At 71.4% G+C, this 18,274-nt stretch carries 16 protein-coding genes; 6 read left to right on the top strand and 10 right to left on the bottom strand.

Annotated elements, in window-relative coordinates:
• The 5 genes from ETD85_RS47280 to ETD85_RS47260 all read right to left on the bottom strand — a co-directional run.
• The coding region (locus ETD85_RS47280) for a condensation domain-containing protein (RefSeq protein WP_240779892.1) at positions 1–501 on the bottom strand (501 nt) is incomplete at its 3' end.
• Positions 502–550: 49 nt separating this feature from the next.
• Positions 551–2,041, bottom strand: a complete 1,491-nt coding sequence (locus ETD85_RS47275) for a class I adenylate-forming enzyme family protein (RefSeq protein WP_240779891.1) — start codon at positions 2,039–2,041, stop codon at positions 551–553.
• 190 nt (positions 2,042–2,231) lie between these two features.
• Entirely contained in the window at positions 2,232–3,407 is a 1,176-nt protein-coding gene (locus ETD85_RS47270) for an FAD-dependent monooxygenase (RefSeq protein ID WP_240779890.1), read from the bottom strand.
• 169 nt (positions 3,408–3,576) lie between these two features.
• Entirely contained in the window at positions 3,577–3,834 is a 258-nt protein-coding gene (locus ETD85_RS47265) for a hypothetical protein (RefSeq protein ID WP_138696404.1), read from the bottom strand.
• A gap of 153 nt (positions 3,835–3,987) precedes the next feature.
• Complete coding sequence (locus ETD85_RS47260) at positions 3,988–5,577, bottom strand: OmpA family protein (RefSeq protein ID WP_138696403.1); 1,590 nt, start codon at positions 5,575–5,577, stop codon at positions 3,988–3,990.
• Positions 5,578–5,765: 188 nt separating this feature from the next.
• On the opposite strand from ETD85_RS47260, the gene ETD85_RS47255 reads away from it, so the two are divergent.
• On the top strand, positions 5,766–7,142 hold the full coding sequence (locus ETD85_RS47255) for a sensor histidine kinase (protein ID WP_138696402.1): 1,377 nt from the start codon (positions 5,766–5,768) through the stop codon (positions 7,140–7,142).
• Positions 7,143–7,244: 102 nt separating this feature from the next.
• Here ETD85_RS47255 and ETD85_RS47250 read toward each other — a convergent pair whose 3' ends face one another.
• Positions 7,245–8,006 carry an SDR family oxidoreductase gene (locus ETD85_RS47250; RefSeq protein WP_138696401.1) on the bottom strand — a complete coding sequence of 254 codons (762 nt, stop codon included), beginning with the start codon at positions 8,004–8,006 and terminating at the stop codon, positions 7,245–7,247.
• A gap of 105 nt (positions 8,007–8,111) precedes the next feature.
• Between ETD85_RS47250 and ETD85_RS47245 the strand changes: the two genes are divergently transcribed.
• Positions 8,112–8,912: a helix-turn-helix transcriptional regulator gene (locus tag ETD85_RS47245; RefSeq protein WP_138696400.1), complete on the top strand. Its 801-nt coding sequence runs from the start codon at positions 8,112–8,114 to the stop codon at positions 8,910–8,912.
• 27 nt (positions 8,913–8,939) lie between these two features.
• Here the strand turns inward: ETD85_RS47245 and ETD85_RS47240 are convergent, their stop codons facing one another.
• Genes ETD85_RS47240 through ETD85_RS47225 form a run of 4 tightly spaced genes read right to left on the bottom strand, consistent with a single transcriptional unit; the run spans position 8,940 to position 12,912 of the window.
• Entirely contained in the window at positions 8,940–9,521 is a 582-nt protein-coding gene (locus tag ETD85_RS47240) for a GTP-binding protein (RefSeq protein WP_138696399.1), read from the bottom strand.
• Positions 9,502–9,852: a DUF742 domain-containing protein gene (locus tag ETD85_RS47235; RefSeq protein ID WP_206059321.1), complete on the bottom strand. Its 351-nt coding sequence runs from the start codon at positions 9,850–9,852 to the stop codon at positions 9,502–9,504. Before ETD85_RS47235 ends, ETD85_RS47240 begins: the two co-directional genes overlap by 20 nt.
• A complete protein-coding gene (locus tag ETD85_RS47230; RefSeq protein ID WP_138696397.1) occupies positions 9,849–10,274 on the bottom strand; it encodes a roadblock/LC7 domain-containing protein in 426 nt (141 codons plus the stop codon). The genes ETD85_RS47235 and ETD85_RS47230 overlap by 4 nt, the downstream gene beginning before the upstream one ends.
• Entirely contained in the window at positions 10,255–12,912 is a 2,658-nt protein-coding gene (locus tag ETD85_RS47225) for a sensor histidine kinase (protein WP_170247221.1), read from the bottom strand. The genes ETD85_RS47230 and ETD85_RS47225 overlap by 20 nt, the downstream gene beginning before the upstream one ends.
• A 371-nt stretch (positions 12,913–13,283) precedes the next feature.
• On the opposite strand from ETD85_RS47225, the gene ETD85_RS47220 reads away from it, so the two are divergent.
• The 4 genes from ETD85_RS47220 (at position 13,284) to ETD85_RS47205 (ending at position 18,160) form a co-directional block, all read left to right on the top strand.
• Positions 13,284–14,666 (top strand): sensor histidine kinase, encoded by a 1,383-nt coding sequence (locus ETD85_RS47220; protein ID WP_240779889.1) that lies wholly within the window; start codon positions 13,284–13,286, stop codon positions 14,664–14,666.
• A gap of 52 nt (positions 14,667–14,718) precedes the next feature.
• The gene (locus ETD85_RS47215) at positions 14,719–15,144 is read left to right on the top strand and encodes an ATP-binding protein (RefSeq protein ID WP_138696395.1); all 426 of its coding nucleotides are present in this window, start codon (positions 14,719–14,721) and stop codon (positions 15,142–15,144) included.
• 168 nt (positions 15,145–15,312) lie between these two features.
• Complete coding sequence (locus ETD85_RS47210; RefSeq protein WP_138696394.1) at positions 15,313–16,902, top strand: FAD-dependent oxidoreductase; 1,590 nt, start codon at positions 15,313–15,315, stop codon at positions 16,900–16,902.
• 40 nt (positions 16,903–16,942) lie between these two features.
• Positions 16,943–18,160, top strand: coding sequence for a cytochrome P450 (locus ETD85_RS47205; RefSeq protein WP_138696393.1), 1,218 nt, complete (start codon positions 16,943–16,945; stop codon positions 18,158–18,160).
• Positions 18,161–18,274: the final 114 nt, after the last annotated feature.

The following is an 18,274-nucleotide window of genomic DNA, read 5'->3' as shown; positions in this document are numbered from 1 at the left end:
GGTGGCGCGGGGGCCCATGGTGCGGGGGCCCGTGGTGCGGCGCGCGGCCGCGTAGAGGTCGGCGAGGTCGCGGACCAGGATGTCCTTGGACAGGCCGTCGAAGACCAGATGATGGGCGACGAACAGCAGCACGTGCCGCCCCGACCTCACCTGCGCGAGCGTGAAGCGCGCCAGCGGCCCTCTCTCCAGGTCGAAGCTTCGGGCGATCTCCTCCCGTAACAGGAGGTCGAGAGTGGCGGGGGAGTGGCGGGCCAGGGTCACGGGCGGCGGCGTGCCCGGGACCAGACGGAGCCCGTCGCCGCTCTCCACGACCGCCGTGGAGAGCACCGGATGCCGGGCGATCACCCCGGCGCACGCCCTGAGCAGGGCGTCCACGTCGAGGTCGCCGTCGAGCCACAGGGCGAGAGGCATGTGGTACGCCAGACCGGCGCCCATGCGCTCGCTGATCCACATGCCCTGCTGGGCGAACGAAGCGGGAGTGTTTTCCTGGCGGTGGTTCATGTCTGTTCTTCCTGTTCCATCCGCTGGCCGCCGAAGTCGCCAGGGGTTCTTACACGGGGCCTGCGCCGGGCCGGTCGAGCAGGTCTATGAGCCGCGGTTTCACCACTTTCCCCAGGTGGTTCTTCGGCAGCTCGGGCAGGAACAGCAGCCGGCTCGGCAGCTCGTGCACGGCGAGCCGTTCCAGCAGGAACGTCCGCAGGTCGGCGGCGGCCACCGGGTAACGCGTGACCAGGGCGGCACCGGCCACCCGGCCGAGCACCGGATGCGGAAGGCCGACCACCGCGGCCTCCGTGACCGCCGGATGCTCGTAGAGGGCCGCCTCCACCTGGATCGTGGACACCTTGTACGCGCCCGACTTGATGACGTCGCTCTCCCGGTCCACCAGGTAGAGGTAGCCGTCCCGGTCGAGGTAGCCGACGTCCCCCATGCGCACCCAGCCGTCGCGGAAGACGTCGTCGCTCAGCCGCCGGTCCCGGTAGTAGGCCCGGGTCCCCGCGGGGGAGCGCAGCCAGACCTCTCCCTGCTCCCCGGCCGGGGCCGGCCCGCCGTCGGCCGCGACGATCTTGAGGTCCCCGTCGGCGGCGGGCCGTCCCACCGACGCGGGCCGATCGGGATCCACGATCATCACCGTCTGCGCGGGGGCCGCCTCGGTGGAGGTGTAGTAGTTGACGATCGTCGCCCTCGGGAACGCCTCGGCCAGGCCCGTCGCCACGACCGGTGGCAGGCTGGCCGCGGTCGAGCCCAGGAGCCGGACGCTCGACAGGTCGTACCTCTCGTGGACCCTGGTGTTGAGCAGCTCGATCGCCATGGCGGGCACCACGAAGACCGTCCCCGCGCCGTACGACTCGATCAGCCGGGCGAAGCGGCCCGGCGTGAAGCGCGGCAGGGTCAGCGCGGCCGGGCAGGCGTCCAGCGCGTTGACGAGCATGGTCTGGCCGGCGTTGCTGCCGATCGGGAAGGCGTGCAGGAAGTGCCGCGAGTGCGCGAGCTTGCGGCGTCGCGGGCCCGCGGTGACGCCGTGGGCGAGATTGGCGTGGGTGGCGCCGACGCCCTTGGCCCGGCCGGTGGTGCCGGAGGTGTAGATGATCTGCGCCAGCTTGCCGGGGGCGACGCCACGGCGTACCGGGCTGTCGTCGCCGGAGTCCAGCTCGGCCGGGGTCGCCCGCCACCGGCCCGCGCCGGGCGGCTCGGTCCCGGCGCCGTGCAGGACGGCGGCCACGGAGCAGTCCGTCAGGGCGTGCCGCACTTCGGCGGGGGCCAGCCGGTCCGACAGCGGCACGCTCACGCAGCCGGCCCGCATGACGGCGCACCAGGCGATCGCGAAGTCGATCCAGTCACGCTCGTCGAACAGCAGCCCGACCCGCTCGCCGGGCGGCAGGCCGCGATCGAGCAGCCCGTGCGCGATCGCGTTGGCCCGCCTGTCCCACTCGCCGAAAGAGATCTCGCCCACGCCGGCCACCACGAGCGCGGGCCGCTCGGGCTGCTCCCCGGCTCGGTGCGAGAGCAGATCGGGGAGCGTGAGCCGATGATCCCCGCTCACCACGACCAGATCCCGAAATGTTTCGACCGCATGCCTCACCCCGTGACGGGCAGCCCGGAGGATTCGCCCGCAGTTGAGTTGCCGCAGAACGTTCTTGTATCGGCAGAATAGGCAACGAAGGGCTCGATGCGACAGTGAAAATTTTATAAAGATGTCGAAACTTTCGGGACCGGAGGCGCGGTCCCGGAGCTCAGCGGCGGAATCCGGGCAGCGAGTAGAGCCGCTCGATGGCCTTCCCGACTTGGTAGTAAAGTCGCGGCGGCACGTGCGCGAGCAGCGGCGAGTGCCGCTCGCCCAGCAGCGCGACCATCTGCTCCGCGGGCAGGTCGATGTAACGCGGCAGGTTCTCGTACCAGCGGGCGCTGTAGTACGCCGCCTTCTGGGCGGAGCGGATCGCGGACTTGCGCTCCCGCTCGTAGCGGGCCAGGGCGGACTGCATCCGCGGGTCCTCGTGCAGCGCGTGGACCAGGAAGGCGGCGTCCCCGAGCGCGAGTGCGGTGCCCGCGCCGATCGAGTAGTGCGTGGTGTGCGCGGCGTCCCCGACGAGGACGAGGTTGTCGCGGTACCAGGTCCGGTTGGTGAGGGTGCGGAAGTTCAGCCACTGCGCGCTGCCGTCGGCCTGCGCCCGGCCGATCAGTGGGTGCCCGTCGAGGATGTCGGCGAAGAGCTTCTCCAGCACGGCCAGGCCGTCGGCCTCGTTCGCCTCGTGCAGCCCGAGCCCGGTCCAGGTCTCGGGGGCGCACTCGATGACGCAGGTGCTGTGGTCCTGGCTGTACTTGTAGCCGTAGCACCAGATCCAGCCGTGCGGCGTCTCCACGAACGAGAAGACGAACGCGTCGAAGACCTTGGTGGTGCCGAGCCAGATGTAGGAGTTCTTGCCGACGGAGATCTCGGGGCGGAAGTGCTCGGCGTGCCGCTCGCGCAGCATGCTGTTGATCCCGTCACCGGCGATGACGAGGTCGGCGTCCTCCACCTCCTCCTCGCTGGCGATTTCGTGCTCGAACTCGACCCGCACGCCGAGGTCGGAGGCCCGCTGGAAGAGGATGCCGAGCAGCTCGCGCCGGCTGATGCCGAAGCTCGCGTCCCCGTGGTGCACCGTGACCGTCGCGCGCTCGCGGATGTCGGTGACCCAGCTGTTCCAGCTCACCGCGTTCTCGCCGATGGAGCGGGCGGACTCGGGGTCCGCGGCGTGCAGATTGCTGAGCAGCTCGTCCCAGAAGGTCACGCCCCAGCCGTATGTGGACCCGGCCGGGTTCCGCTCGTAGATGGTGATGTCATGGGACGGGTTGACCCGCTTCATCATGATCGCGAAGTACAGGTTGGCGGGCCCGCCGCCGACGCAGGCGACCTTCACACGAACTCCCACTGTGACGTAAGGTAATCAATCTGTCACATAGAGTATCGGATGGTGTACGGCGGGCGGTCTCCTCCTGTCGACCGGGGGGTCAGGAAATGACCAAGTATTGGCGAGCTCGGTCGGCCGCATGGCATGTGCGACGAAGCCGCCCCAGATGGGGGGCGGCTGGAATCTGCCGTCAGCCGTTCAGCCAGGCCTCGCTGAGTCGCTCGGCTGTGGTTCGTGCCCAGTCCCATGCCCCTGCTGGGGAATGGCCGAGATAGGCCGCTGTCAGCAGGCCGCCGCCGACCAGCAGCAGCACGGCCAGGAGTCCTTTCGGGCCGTCGTCGTGCCCGGAATTCCGGCTCTTCTTTTCCTTGCGGTATCGGTCCCAGTCACCTTGCGCCCACCGCTTGAGGAAATCCTCGTGCTGTCGTTGATGCCAGCTCTTCTCCATGCGTGCCCCTCCTGTCGCACGAATGTCACGGACCGTTGATATGACGCGACGGAACGTCAGATTGTTCGCCGCGACTCAGGTGCCCGCCGCCTTCCCGGTGTGGCGTACGGTGTCCGGCCCGAGCGCCGATGCCTTTCCGGCGATTTCGCGGGCCTACCGGACGGGCACCCGCAGCTCGCGGAACGTGGCGATCTGCACCTGCAACGCGGTGGCGTCGCCGGGCAACGCGAACAGGCTCCAGAACTCCCGCTCCTGGCCGGGACCGAACTTCTCGGTGCTCAGCCGGACGCCGGACACGTCCGTGCAGGCGCAGTAGAAGTCGGCGCCGCCGCCGTCCGCAGGCACCTGGAGCCGGCCAGGCAGGTACTGGCGGCGGGTGGCCGGGTCGGTCAGCGTGATGTTGGTGGCGGCCTGGTACTTGAACGACATCCAGTCCCGCGCGGTGTGCAGCTCGTTGAACCAGGCCTCGGCGTCGCCCGCGTTCTTGACCCGGTAGGTCAGCAGGCCGAGACCGCCAGGGAGCCGGCGCAGGCCGGTGACCCGCATGGCGATCGGCTGGCCGTCCGCCTTGCCGGTGCCGGTCAGCTCGCCGTCCCCTTCGGCGGCGGACGGCGTCGGGGTGGCCGGCTGGGCCGCCTCCTCCTGGGGCTTGGCGAAGGTCACGGTGACGCGGCGGTTGCGCCGCTTCCCCTCGTCGGTGTCGTTGCTGTAGAGCGGGCGGTGGGAGCCGTACCCCTTGGCCTGGAGCTGCACGCCCTGCCTGGTGATCAGCGCGGCCAGCGCCTTGCGCACGGCCTGGGCGCGGCGGGTGGACAGCGGGTCGTTGATGGCGTCGGTCCCGGAGGAGTCCGCGTGCCCCTCCACCTGTACGCGGTCGCCGGGCGAGGCGTCCACGAGCTTGGCGGTACGCGCCAGGACGGCCTGCGCCCTGGGCGTGAGCGTGGCCTTGTTCACCGCGAACAGCACGTCCGAGGAGAGGTTGACCTGGAGGTCCGTGCCGTCGTCGGTGGTCTCTTCCGACTTGTCGGGCGACTCCGACGGGGTGACCAGGCGGCGGATCACGGTGGTGACGGGCTCGGCGTCCGGGTCGGGGATCGTCAGGCCGGGAGGCGTCACCGGCGGCTCGTCGCTGATCGGGACGTCCGGCATCGGCGGGCCGACGGGGGTGACGACGGTGGTGGTCGCGGGGTTGCCGGAGGGGGCGGGCATGACCGCGTACAGGGTGATGGACTCGCCGGGGTCGATGAAGTAGCCGAGGCCGTCGCGGTCCTGGTCGCTGCACAGGCACGGGAAGCCGGCCGGCTTGTACGGCAGGATCCAGGAGCGCGCCTGCGCGTCGAGCACCCCGATGCCGGAGGCCCAGCGGATCTCGCCGAGCGGCCGGGTGTTGTCGCCCATCTCGCCGGTCCACGGCAGCTGCTTCTCGCTGCCCGTATTGGTCAGCCTGAGCTGGGCGACCAGGTGCCTGCCCTTGATCCGGTTCAGTCCGACGACCTCGGCCTTGAGGCTCGGCGTCATCGTGCTCACCGTCGTCGCCAGCGCGGGCCGGGTGTCCTTGCCGGGCGCGCCGGGCGTGCCCGGGGGCGCGGCGGGCGACGAGGAAGCCCCATCCGATGGCCCGGTCGAGGGTGCTGCCGATGGCCCGGTCGAGGGTGCTGTCGCCTGTGGTGTGGCCTGCTGGGGCAGTCCGCAGGCGGTGGCCGTGGCCAGGACGATCAGGGGAACAGCAATCTGGTGACGCACCTGCGAGATACTGCCGCACTTTCCGGTTAATTGCGCAATTTCGACAGATTTCCCGGTATGTGGGCCTGCGTGTGGAACGTGCCCGTTTGCCGACTGATGGGGGGATGGTCGATGGGCTTTGACCATCCACCGGCAATTCACCCCGATCGGCGGGGGAAGTGATACGAGGTGGGCCAGAGGGGTATCGCGTGTCATTTCCTTCCCGCCGGCTGTCGGTGCAGGCGATCCTGGTGGTGGCGACCGGCGTACTGTCGCTGATCGCCCTGAGCGCGGTCGCCGTGGCCGTGGGTCTGGCGATCCGCAGCAACGTCGAGCGCAGCGTCTTCGCGGACACCCAGCGCGCGGCCACCGACTGGATCGGGTCGATGGACACGGCCCGGCCGCCGCCTCCCGTCACCACGTCCGATGTCAACCTGCTGCAGCTCGTCGACTCCTCCGGACATGTGGTCTCGGCAAGCAAGGCGGCGGCGGGACGCCCGGTGCTGAGCGAGGTCTGGCCCCCGTCCGACGACCGGATCCAGCAGCACACCGAGTGCACCGACTCGGGGTGTGTCATGTTCACCGCCAGCAGGCCGTCCCCGCAGGAGGAGCAGGTGCTGTGGGGCGGCGAGTCGCACGTCGTCTTCGCGGGCCGGGACCAGCCGGCGATCCTGAGCACGTATCGCCTGGAGTTGTATCTCGGCGCGGGCGTCCTGACGGCCAGCGCGCTGCTGGTGGTGACGGCCTGGCTGCTGATCGGCCAGGCGCTGCGCCCGGTGGAGCTGATGCGGCGGCGCATCGCCGAGGTCACCGTGACGGATCTCGGCCTGCGGGTGCCCGAGCCGCCCGGCGGGGACGCGATCGCCCGGCTGGCCAGGACCGCGAACGAGACGCTGTCCCGCCTGCAGGAGGCGGTGAACCACCAGCGCCATTTCGCCTCGATGGTGTCGCACGAGCTGCGTACGCCGCTGACCGGCCTGCGCGCCCAGCTGGAGGAGTCGCGGCTGTATCCCGAGATGGACCCGCGGGTGGCCATCAGAGACGCCCTGGTCACGGTGGAGCGCTGCCAGCTGATCATCGACGAGATGCTGATGCTGGCCCGCATTCGCACGTCCCCGCACCGGCCCGCGCTGGTGGACCTGAGCGCGTTGGCACAGGACGAGGCCGCGCTGCGCAGCACGAAGGTGCCGATCCAGGTCTACGCCGACGAACCCGTGGTGGTCTGCGGCAACCCCGTCCAGCTCGCGGAGGTGCTGGTGAACCTGCTGCGCAACGCCCAGAGGCACGCGCGCAGCCGGGTCGAGGTGCGCGTACGGCGGGTCGGCGGGCTCGCGGAGGTCAGCGTGCTCGACGACGGCATCGGCATCCAGCCGGAAGATCGCGAGCGGGTGTTCGAGCCCTTCGCCCGCCTGGTCGAGGCACGCCGCCGCGAGCCCCAGGGCAGCGGCCTGGGCCTGGCCATCTCGCGGGCCATCGCCGAGGCGCACCAGGGCAGCCTGACCGTCGAGGACTCGCTGCAGGGCGCCGACTTCGTCCTGCGGCTGCCGCTGCCGGACGACACGACCCCCGTGCCGCCGGCGAGGTGAGCCACCCGGCCGAGGCGTTCCGCGCCGTTCCGCCCGCTCGGGGGCGGGATGTCGGTTCGCCGGAGGAGGTCCGCTGCGAATCGCGAGGGGGAGCCCCGGCGGTCACACCTGGCCGGTGGGCAGGACGATGACCTGGCGCAGGTTGACGCGCCTGTCCCGGCTGACGGTGTAGCCGATGAGGTCGGCGATGTCGTCCGCCGTCATGGCGGTGAACGACTCGAACATCCCGTCCAGCTGCGCGCTCAGCTCGTCGTTGGCGACGTGCTCGGCCAGCTCGGTGTCCGTCAGGCCGGGCTCGATGTTGGTGACGCGGACGCCCCGGGGCCCGAACTCCGCGCGCAGCGACGCGGACAGGTGGGTCAGCGCCGCCTTCGTGGCGGCGTAGACGGCGTAGGCGGGGAAGACCGCGTGCGCGCCGATCGAGGAGATGTTCACCAGGTCGGTCGTCCGCCCCTCGGCCGCCGCCGCGAGCAGGTCCGCGGTGAACGCCCGGATGATCCGCAGCGCGCCCGTCACGTTGGTGTCGATCATCCGTGTCCACTCGTCCAGGCGCCCGTCCTCCACGGGGTTCGGCAGCATCACGCCCGCCGCGTTGACCACCAGGTCCACCCGGCCCAGCTCGGCGTGGATCAGCTCCGCGGCCGCGGCCACGTCGTCGTCGCTGGTGACGTCCACGGTGACGGCCAGTGCCGTGCCGCCCGCGGCGGTGATCTCCTTGGCCACCTCGGCCAGCCGGTCGGCGCGCCTGGCCAGCAGGGCCACCTTCGCCCCGCCGGCCGCCAGGAGCCTGGCCGTCGACTCGCCCATGCCGCTGGCGGCTCCGGTGACGATCGCGACGCGTCCAGCAAGATTCTGGTAAGTCATCAGATGTTCCCTTCGATTCGTTCGACGGGAGCCATGCTTGCCGGATCGGACAAAGTTACCCAGAGCACGCGTTTTCCTGGTAACCGCAGTACTACCCTTGCTCACGTGGAAGGTGACCTGGGCAAGTTCCTGCGTTCCCGTCGTGCTCGGATCCGCCCCGAGGAGGCCGGGCTCGCGGCCGGCGGCCGCCGGCGCGTGGCCGGGCTGCGGCGCGAGGAGGTCGCCCTGCTCGCCGGTGTGAGCGTCGACTACTACATCCGGCTGGAACAGGCGCGCGTGCAGAACGTCTCCGAGGCGGTGCTGGACGCGATCGCCCGGGTGCTCAGGATGGACGTCATCGAGCGGTCGCACCTGAACGACCTGCTCCGCCCGGCCCGCGGGGAGCCCGCCGGCGGCGAGGTGCGGCCGGGCATGCAGCTGCTGCTGGACATGGCCGCGCACGTGCCGGCGTTCATCCTCGGCCGGCGGATGGACGTGCTCGCCTGGAACGCGCTGGGCGATCGCATCTCGGGGTTCGCCGCCATGCCGCCGGGCGAGCGCAACATGGCCCGCCAGACGTTCCTGAACCCCCAGGCCCGCACCCTGTTCCGCGACTGGCCGGCCGTGGCCGCCGAGACGATCGCGTACCTGCGGCTGTACGCGGGCAGGCACCCGGGCGACCCCCTGCTCGCGGCCCTGGTCGCCGATTTGTCCGCCGCTCCCGAGTTCCGCCGCCTGTGGGAGGAGCACCAGGTCGCCGAGAAGACCTTCGGCGTCAAGCTGATGGACCACCCCGAGCTCGGGCCGCTGGACTTCGGCTACGAGACGTTGTCGTTCCCCGGCGAGCCCGAGCTGCTGGCCGTCATGTACACCGCCGACCCGGCCTCGGAGACCGGCCGCAAGCTCGCCGAGCTCCGGCCCGCCTGACGACCCCGCCCGGCCCGCCCGGCCCGGTCAGGCGCCTTCCACCGCGTACGTGACCAGCGTGGTGAGCACCTTCTTGACCGAGTCGCGGTCGCGCACGTCGCACAGCACGATGGGGGTGTTCTCGCCCAGGCCGAGCGCCCTGCGCACCTTGGCCGGGTCGTGGCGGCGGGCGCCGTCGAAGCAGTTCACGCCCACCACGAACGGGATGCCGCGCTGCTCGAAGTAGTCCACCGCGGGGAAGCTGTCCTGGAGGCGGCGGGTGTCGGCGAGGACGACGGCGCCGAGCGCGCCGAGGGCCAGCTCGTCCCACATGAACCAGAACCGGTCCTGTCCCGGGGTGCCGAACAGGTAGAGCCACAGCCCCTCGCGAAAGGTGATGCGGCCGAAATCCAGTGCCACGGTGGTGGTGCTCTTGGACTCCACGCCCGAGGTGTCGTCCACCCCGATGCCCCGGTCGCTCAGCAACTCCTCGGTGTGCAGCGGCCGGATCTCGCTGATCGTGCCGACCATGGTGGTCTTGCCGACGCCGAAGCCGCCCGCGATGAGGATCTTGATGGCCAAGGCCGAGGCGACCGCGGTCGACCCCGGCTCAGAGGCTGCGTAGCCCATGCAGCACTTCCCTGTAGATGCGTTCGTCGATCGTCTGCGCGATGGGGCGCGGGCGCTCGATGGTGATCAGTCCCTCGCGCCGCAGGTCGCCCAGGATCACCCGGGTGATGTTGAGCGGCAGCCTGAGGTGCGCCGCGACGTCCGCCACCGGCGTGGGCCGGCGGCACACCGACAGCACGGCGCGATGCTCCGGGATCAGGTCCGAGGGCTCGTACGCGCCTTGGACCGTCGTGACGATGGCCACGAGGTCGAACGTCTCGCCTTGGGGGCGACCCCGGCCGCCGGTCAGCCCGTACAGCCGGATCAGCGGCCCGGGATCCTCGCCTGTCACGGTCTCGAGCCGTTCCAGGCGGGTGCCGGTGCCGCTCCCCTCGGCTGCGAGGAGAGGTGCTCGCCGACCCTCTTGACCATGAGCGCCATCTCGTACGTGACCAGGCCCAGCTCGGCGTCGCCCGCGGCGAGCACGGCCAGCCGGGCGCCCTGGCCGGCCGCGGTGACGAACAGGAAGCCGCCTTCCATCTCGATGATCGTCTGCCGCACGCCGCCCAGCCCGAAGTGCCGTCCCGCGCCCATGGCGAGGCTGTGGCTGCCGGCGGAGATGGCGGACAGGTGCTCGGCGTCCTCCCTGGTCAGCTCCCTGGAGCCGCCCATGGCCAGGCCGTCGGCGGACAGCACGATGGCGTGCCTGATGCCCGTGACGCGCTGGGTGAGATCGTCGAGCAGCCAGCTCAGTTCATTTCTGGGGTCGGACATCGGGATGGTCGTCCTTTCGGTTCCACAAATCTTGTCCCTGCTCCGCGGTCTGGCGGCCTTGCTGCCAGCCGCGTTGCATCGACGACATGAGCCGCGAGAGCTCTTCCGGCGAGCGCGCGGAGACGGCGGGCCGCTCCGCGCGGCCGGAGGTACGCAGCTGGGGCGCCATGCTGGCCTGCGGCACGCGCATCGGCAGCCCGTCGAGGTCCTCGTCCGCCTCGTGGGCCGGGACCGTGACGCTCCACTCGACGGCCGGACGCGGCGGCATCGCGGTGCGGCGGACCGGCCCGGTGGCGGGCTCGGCGTCGATCTCGGTGGTGGGTCCAGTGTCGGGCCCGGCAGTGGGTCCAGCGGTGGGCTGGACGGCGGGCTTGAAGAGCGGCGCGACCTCGTCCGCCGGCTCCACCGTGCCCGTCGGTTCCGGCATGCCCGCCTGCTCGAAGGCACTCGCCGGCTCGAACGCGCCTGCCGGCTCGGCCACGGTCATCGGCTCGAACGCGGTCGCGGGGTCGAACGCGGTCGCTGGGTCGAACGCGGTGGCCGGGTCGGGCTCGGCAGGCGTCGCGGTCGCCGGGTTCGGCTTCGGCGTCTGGCGGGCCTCGAACCAGGCCACGCTCTCGCTCGCGCCCGGCTGGGCGTGGCCGTTCACGACGGTGCCGCGGGGCCGGGGCTCGGCGGGGGCGGCCGTGCCGATGGCGCGCATCGGCCGGCTCGTGAGCGGCGCCGCCCGGTCCGCGGGCCCGGCGGCCGGCGCGTCGGCGTAGACGAGCAGGGCCGAGGGCAGCAGCACGATCGCGGTGGTCCCGTCGTACGGCGAGCGGCGCAGCACGATCTTGATGCCGTGCCGGGCCGCGAGCCTGGCCACCACGAACAGGCCGAGCCGGTCGCTGTCGGCCAGGTCGAACTCGGGCGGCTCGGCCAGCCGGGCGTTCAGGTCGTCGAGGGTGGCCTGGGCCAGCCCCAGCCCCCGGTCCTCGACTTCGAGCGCGAAGCCGTTGGCCGCGTTGACGCTGCGGACGTGCACGGAGGTGTCGGGCGGGGAGAAGACCGCGGCGTTCTCCACCAGCTCGGCGACCAGATGGATGACGTCGGTGACGACGGCGCCGACCAGCAGCGGGGCGTTCGGCATCGGCGCGACCGAGACGCGGGTGTAGTCCTCGACCTCCAGCACCGCGGCGCGTACGACGTCGAACAGCGGCACCGGGTCGCGCCAGCGGCGGGCGGGCGCGGAGTCGGACAGGATGATCAGGTTCTCGGCGTGCCGCCGCATGCGGGTGGTCAGGTGGTCGAGCTTGAACAGGTCCTCCAGGACCTCCGGCTCGTCGACCCGGCGCTCCATGGTGTCGAGCAGCGCGAGCTGGCGGTGCAGCAGGGCCTGGTTGCGGCGGGCCAGGTTGAGGAAGACCTGGCCGACGCCCTTGCGCAGGGTGGCCTGGCCCACGGCGGCCTCGACCGCGGTGCGGCGTACGGCGGAGAAGGCGTGCACCACGCGATCGACCTCGGCGGTGTCGGCACGGTCCAGGCCGGGAGCCTCGGTGGCCGGGTCGACGTCGTCGCCGCGGCGCAGCCGTTCGACCAGCCGGGGGAGCCGCTCCTCGGCCAGCTCGACCGCCGAGGCCTGCAGCCGCCGCAGCTCGGCGATCAGCGACTGGCCGAAGCGGTACGACAGCGCCAGCGACGCGATCACCGCCGCCAGGCCCAGGGCCAGGACCAGGCCGATCCGCCAGTACGCCCCGTTCTTCTGCTCCTCGGCCGCCACCGCGGACCTGGCCAGCTCCATCTGGGTGCTCTCGTTGAGCTTGTGCAGCAGGGCCTCGGCGTCGCCCCGCCACTGCACGGACTCCACCGGCGGCGCGCCGTTGGTGTCCCACCCGAACAGCTCGTCCTCGACCTCGATCAGCCGCTTGTACGCGGAGCTGTTGACCAGGGTGTCGTACTCGGCCCGCAGGGCCGGCCCGGCGTCCCGCTCGGCGTTGGCGAAGACGAGCCGGCGGCTGGTCATCGCGGCGACGAACGCGGCGCGGTCGGTGGGCGTCATCTTGCTGTGCACGATCGTGCTGCTGAGCACGGCGTGCTCGCGGCCGAGGTATTCCGTCGACGCGCTGAAGGCGGCCATGCCGCGCACTTCCCGGTAGGAGGACACGTCGCTCAGCGCGTCGCGGTCGGTGAACTGCCGGTTGGCCACGGCGATCAGGTCGTTGTACGCGTTGATGATCGTCAGCGGCGGGGCCAGCACGCCGCCGTCGGCCGAGGCCCGCAGCGCCTGGAGCCCGTCGAGCGCCTGCACCGCGGCCCGCACCTCGACCGGGGTCTCCTCGCCCGCCTCCGGGTCGAGGGTGCCGATGATCTCGCGCAGCCGCTCGACCTTGCCGTCGGTGTCACGCCGCTGGTCGATCAGGGGCGCGTACGCCCCGGTCCGGCCCGGCGCCTCCGCCGATAACTGGCGCTCCCGCTGGAGCTCGACGATGAGCTGTAACACCGGCGAGCCGATGGCCTCCCACCGGTCCTGCGTCTGGGAGACCGTGGCGATCTCCTCGACGCTGGAGTACGCGAGTAACCCCCACAGGACGGCCATGGAGACGAGCGGAAGCAGAAGGATCCTGAGCAGCTTGGTGCGGATCGGCGGGGGCGAGCTCATCCATGGTGTCCAATTCTGCGCGTGGGCCATGCGCTTCTGGGCAGTCGTGGCAACTGGTTTCGGCCGGCCCCCGAGGATGCGGGCCACGACTGGTACGCCTGTGGTCCGTCCACTATGCCGACGGGGCACAGGTACTTCAAGGTGCGGATGCGAAGAAACGTCACGAATGGCGGGTTGACTCTTTGTCAGCACACGATTCGTGACCGTAACTGTGGGCGTCTCACGGAGCGTGACGATTTCCGGACGCTGCGAGCGTTTGGACCGAACGCAATTCTGGCATTTCATGGCGACAAATCGGATTTGTCGAGGAATCTCCCTGGATTAGCGGCGAACGCGATGACTGTGATGTTCTGACCGCCGGGGGAAGGCGCGTGAGCATACGGTCGGGCCGGTCGCTGCGGGTGCGGCTGGCGCTCTTCGCAAGCATCGCCATGTTGCTGCTGAACATCGTCGTCAGCGCCTTCGTGCTGTACGGAATCAGGAGCCAGGCCGCCCAGGCCAGGGCGCACGAGGTGTCCAGCAAGACCCTGCGCGTGCTGCTCATGGTCAAGCGGGGCGAGCTGCCCTCGAAGCTGAACCTGCCCGAGCTCGACGGCGTCCAGGTGGTCGACCCGTCCGGGCGCGTGGTCGCCTCGACGCCGAACCTGGACGGGAGCTCCCGCCAGACGGCGCAGATCCCCAGCAAGGACCGGGCCAACGACGACGAGGAGATCTGCGATCTGCCCGCCTTCCCCGGCCGGTGCGAGATCGTGGTGGCCCTGCGCGCGTACCAGCCGGAGGGCGAGTGGATCATCTACGCCTTCAACGAGTCGGTGCCCTGGTACGTCAGCCCGCAGGTGATCCTCTTCCAGGTCTGCGTGACGGGCCTGCTCGTCACGCTGACCTGGTTCGGCGTGTCGCGCATCGTGGCCAGGACGCTCGCGCCCGTCAACAGCATCACGAGGCGGCTGGGCGAGATCACCGCGGGCGGGGGCAAGATGCGCCTCCCCGTGCCGGAGAACCTGGACGACGAGATCAAGACCCTGGCCGAGACCGGGAACCAGATGCTGGAGCGGCTGGAGACGGCGATGGAGCAGCAGGCGGTCGCCATGGAGCAGCAGCGCAGGTTCGCCGGCGACGCCTCCCACGACCTGCGCAGCCCGATCACCGCCATGCGCACCCAGGTCGAGGACGCCATGCTGCACCCCGACGACACCGACTGGGCAGAGGTGTGCGACGAGGTGCTGGCCAGCCTCGACCGGCTGCAGGCCATCGTCACCGACCTGCTCGCGCTGACCAGGCTGGACGCGGGCGCCTCCGGCCGGAACGAGGCGGTGGAGCTGGGCGGGCTGGTGGCGGCCGAGACCGCCAGGCCGCGCAGCAAACGGGTCGTCACCTCCCTGGCGCGAGGCGTGATCGTCACGGGCGACCGGCTGCAACTGGCCCGCCTGCTGACGAACCTGCTGGACAACGCCGAGCGGCACGCCGAGACCTACATCGTCGTGTCGGTGCGGCGGGAGGGCGATGACGCCGTGATGGAGGTGCTCGACGACGGCGCCGGCATCGCGCCCGAACAGCGCGAGATCGTCTTCCAGCGATTCACCCGCCTGGACGCCTCGCGCAGCCGGGACGCCGGTGGCACGGGGCTCGGCCTGGCCATCGCGCGCGAGATCGCGAGGGCGCACAGCGGCACGCTGGCCCTGGAGGACTCCGACTCCGGCGCCCGGTTCGTCCTGCGGCTGCCGCTCCAGCCGGAGTCGTCCATGTCATCATGACCCCTTTGGCGGCGCATCCGGATGAGGCTCGACATACTGGACAGACCCAGACGTGAGGCGACACGAGGACAAGACGGGATACGACACGTTGGGCGACTCGCTCGGATTAAGCATCTCCATCAGCGCGGACCTGGCCGCAGCGCGCGACCTCGTCCGCGACTACGCCACGTCGGCCGGCATGCCGGCCGACCGCGTTGACCTGCTGGTCCTGGCCGTCAACGAGGCCGTCACCAACGTGCTGGACCACGGAGGCCAGGGCGGGACGCTGAGTGCCTGCGCCGACGGTACGGGCGTCGTCGTGGCGGTGGTGGACAACGCCGGCCTGCTGCGTTCGGAGCATCTCCACCGCCCCATGGAGGCGCATCCCACCCGTGGGATGGGCCTGTACGTGATCCGCCGCGTGTGCGACCACATCCGGCTCGACCACCCGGACGGCCGCTCCAGGCTGCGCCTGTTCATGGGCTTCTCCGCGCCCTGACGTCCCTCTGGCCTGCAAAGACAGGGGAATGATCGGGGCTGCCCCGCGTACGGGACGGCATGGACGGGGTAGGTCTGCACTGGCCGGGCCCGCCACCGACGAGCGGCGTGCGCGCGCGGGGGCCCGCCGGTGCGGCGTCGCGTGCGCGCTCAACGGGGGAGCAGGTCTGTGAAAGTCGTCGTCGATCTGACGCGCTGCCAGGGGTACGGGCAGTGCGCGTTCCTCGCGCCCGATGTCTTCACCATGCACGACGAGGCCCTCCTGTACGACCTGGACCCCGGCGACGAGCGCCGCGAGCAGGTGATGAGGGCGGCGGCCGCCTGCCCGGTCCAAGCCATCCACCTCGACTGGACGGCGACGCGGCACATCTTCGAGCCGCCCAGGACCACGACGAGCTCGGAGGTCAGGAAGGACGGGCGCATCGTCATCGTCGGCGCCTCCCTGGCCGGGGCCAGAGCCGCCGGTGTGCTCAGGAGAGAGGGCTTCACCGGCTCGCTGACCCTGATCGGCGACGAGGTGCGCGAGCCGTACGACCGGCCGCCCCTGTCCAAGCAGGTGCTGACCGGGCAGGTGCCGGCCGAGCACACCTTCCTGCCGCGCCTGCGCGAGGTCGAGGCCGAGTGGCTGCGCGGCAGCCACGCCACGGGGCTGGACGTGGCGGGCAAGCGGGTCCGCCTGGCCGACGGCCGCGAGATCGGCTTCGACCGGGTCCTGCTGGCCACCGGCACCCGCGCCCGGCCCTGGCCGGACGAGGCCGCGGCCCGGCTGAAGGGCGTGTACACGCTGCGCACCCTGGAGGACGCCGCCGCGCTGCGGCAGGCGCTGGCCGCCCGCCCGAGCCGGGTGCTGATCCTCGGCGGCGGGTTCACCGGCTGTGAGATCGCCTCGGTCTGCCGGGAGATGGGCCTGGAGGTGACGCTCGTCGAGCGTGCCTCGGCCCCGCTGGTGAACGCGCTGGGCTCGGTGATCGGCGACGTGGCGGCCCGGCTGCAGCGCGAGCACGGCGTGGACCTGCGCTGCGACACGACGGTCACGGACCTGGAAGGCGACGCGGACGGCCGGCTGCGCGGCGCGCGGCTGTCGGACGGGAGCACGGTGGAGGCCGAGGTGGCCGTCGTCGCGCTCGGCTCCATCCGCAACGTCGAGTGGCTGCACGACTCCGGGCTGGCGGCCGGCGTGTGGGGCGTGGCGTGCGACGCCGGCTGCCGCGCGGTGGACACCAACGGCCTGGTCACCGACGACATCTTCGTCGCCGGGGACATCGCCCGCTTCCCGCACCCGCTCTACCAGTACCAGTTCATGACGCTGGAGCACTGGGGGAACGCGGTCGCGATGGCCGAGATCGCCGCCCACAACATGGTCAGCGACCAGGCGCACCGCTGGCCGCACCTGTCGGTGCCGGTGTTCTGGTCGAGCCAGTTCGGCGTGAACATCAAGTCGGTCGGGGTGCCCACCTTCGCCGACGAGATCGTCATCACCCAGGGCTCGACGTCCGAGCACCGGTTCGTCGCCGTCTACGGCTACCAGGGCCGCGTCACCGCGGCGGTCACCTTCGACCAGGGCATCTGGCTGGAGTTCTACCAGGGCCTGATCGAGCGGGCCGAGCCGTTCCCGCCGTCCTTCCGCCACGTCGACCAGCGTGAGGAGGCGGTCCCCGTACCGGCCGGGGTGCCCGAGCGCCTGGTCGCCACGGCGGGGGCGACCGTCGTGGTGACCGGCCACGACCCGGCCGAACGCCGCGCCTCCCTGCGGCACTGACCGCCCGCCAGCCCGCCCGCACCGACGAGAGCCAAAGGTCATGACCTCACCCAGCGTCTTCGAGCAGATCCTCGACCCCGCGCGCCGCGCCGACCCCTACCCGCTCTTCGACGAGCTGCGCAGGACCCCGGTGGCACGGCAGGCCGACGGCACGTACGTGGTGAGCACGTACCGGGAGATCGTCGCCCTGCTGCACGACCCGCGCATCAGCTCCGACCGCCGCAACCTCGCCGCCGCGCCGCCGCCCGGCGAGCAGGACCGCACGGTCTCGTTCATCGGGCTGGACCCGCCCGAGCACGACCGGCTGCGCCGCCTGACCATGCGCCACTTCGGGCCGCCGCACTCGCCCGGCCTGATCGACGGGCTGCGCCCCGAGATGCTCGCCGTCACCACCAGGCTGATCGACGGGATCGCCGGCAAGCGCCAGGCCGACATCGTGGACGAGGTCGCCTACCCGCTGCCCGTCGCGATGATCTGCCGGGTGCTCGGCGTGCCGGAGGAGGACGAGGCGCAGTTCCACGACTGGGCCGACCAGATCATCGAGACGCTCGGACCGGGGGAGGAGGATCGGGTCGAGCGCGAGCGGCTCCGCCAGGAGAAGGCGCTGGAGCTGCAGCGTTACCTCGGCGGGCTGGCCGAAGTCCGGCGCGGGCAGCCGGGCGAGGACCTGCTGTCCGGGCTGGTCACCTACCACGGCCCGGACGGGACCATGGCGCCGGAGGAGGTCGTCGCGACCGCCGTGCTGCTGCTGATCGCCGGTCACGAGACCACGATCAACCTGATCGCCAACGGCATGCTCACGTTCCTGCGGAACCCGGACCTGCTGGAACGGCTCCGCGCCGATCCCGGCCTGATCATCCCCGCCGTCGAGGAGCTGCTGCGCTACGAGCCGCCCGTACAGCTGGTGTCCTCGCGGATCGCCCTCGCCGACATCACCATCGCGGGCACCACCATCCCGGCCGGCTCGCCCATCGTCCTCGCCCTGGCCGCGGGCAGCCGCGACCCCGCCCACCTGCCCGAGCCCGGCCGGTTCGAGCTCGACCGCCCGCGCAACGAGCACCTGGGCTTCGGCGGCGGCGTCCACTACTGCTTCGGCGCGCCGCTGGCCCGGCTCGAAGCCCAGATCGTGCTGTCCGAGCTGATCCGCAGGCTGCGCAACCCCCGGCTCGTCACCGACCCGCCGCCCTACCGTCCGAGCCCCGTGCTCAGGGGGCCGCGCCACCTGCTGATCGACTATGACGGCGTCGAGGAGGGCTGAGTCCGGGGCGGACCGGGTGGCCGGCGGCATCGTTACGCTGTGACGCGGCCCTCGACACCCGATCCGAGGAGAACCTTGAGCCCCTCCGACGCCCCCGCCCCCCACGGCCTGCAC

Origin of the sequence: Nonomuraea zeae, assembly GCF_005889725.1 — a bacterium.
GTDB lineage: Bacteria > Actinomycetota > Actinomycetes > Streptosporangiales > Streptosporangiaceae > Nonomuraea > Nonomuraea zeae.
The sequence above is the reverse complement of the archived record's forward strand: the minus strand, read 5'-3'. Positions and strand labels throughout refer to the sequence as shown.

What these genes read in the sequence shown, in the direction of transcription:
- ETD85_RS47265 (WP_138696404.1), bottom strand. Translation starts at nt 3,834, where the DNA reads ATGGAGAAGAGCTGGCATCAACGACAGCACGAGGATTTCCTCAAGCGG.
- ETD85_RS47250 (WP_138696401.1), bottom strand. Translation starts at nt 8,006, where the DNA reads ATGACTTACCAGAATCTTGCTGGACGCGTCGCGATCGTCACCGGAGCC.
- ETD85_RS47240 (WP_138696399.1), bottom strand. Translation starts at nt 9,521, where the DNA reads ATGGGCTACGCAGCCTCTGAGCCGGGGTCGACCGCGGTCGCCTCGGCC.
- ETD85_RS47230 (WP_138696397.1), bottom strand. Translation starts at nt 10,274, where the DNA reads ATGTCCGACCCCAGAAATGAACTGAGCTGGCTGCTCGACGATCTCACC.
- ETD85_RS47225 (WP_170247221.1), bottom strand. Translation starts at nt 12,912, where the DNA reads ATGAGCTCGCCCCCGCCGATCCGCACCAAGCTGCTCAGGATCCTTCTG.
- ETD85_RS47205 (WP_138696393.1), top strand. Translation starts at nt 16,943, where the DNA reads ATGACCTCACCCAGCGTCTTCGAGCAGATCCTCGACCCCGCGCGCCGC.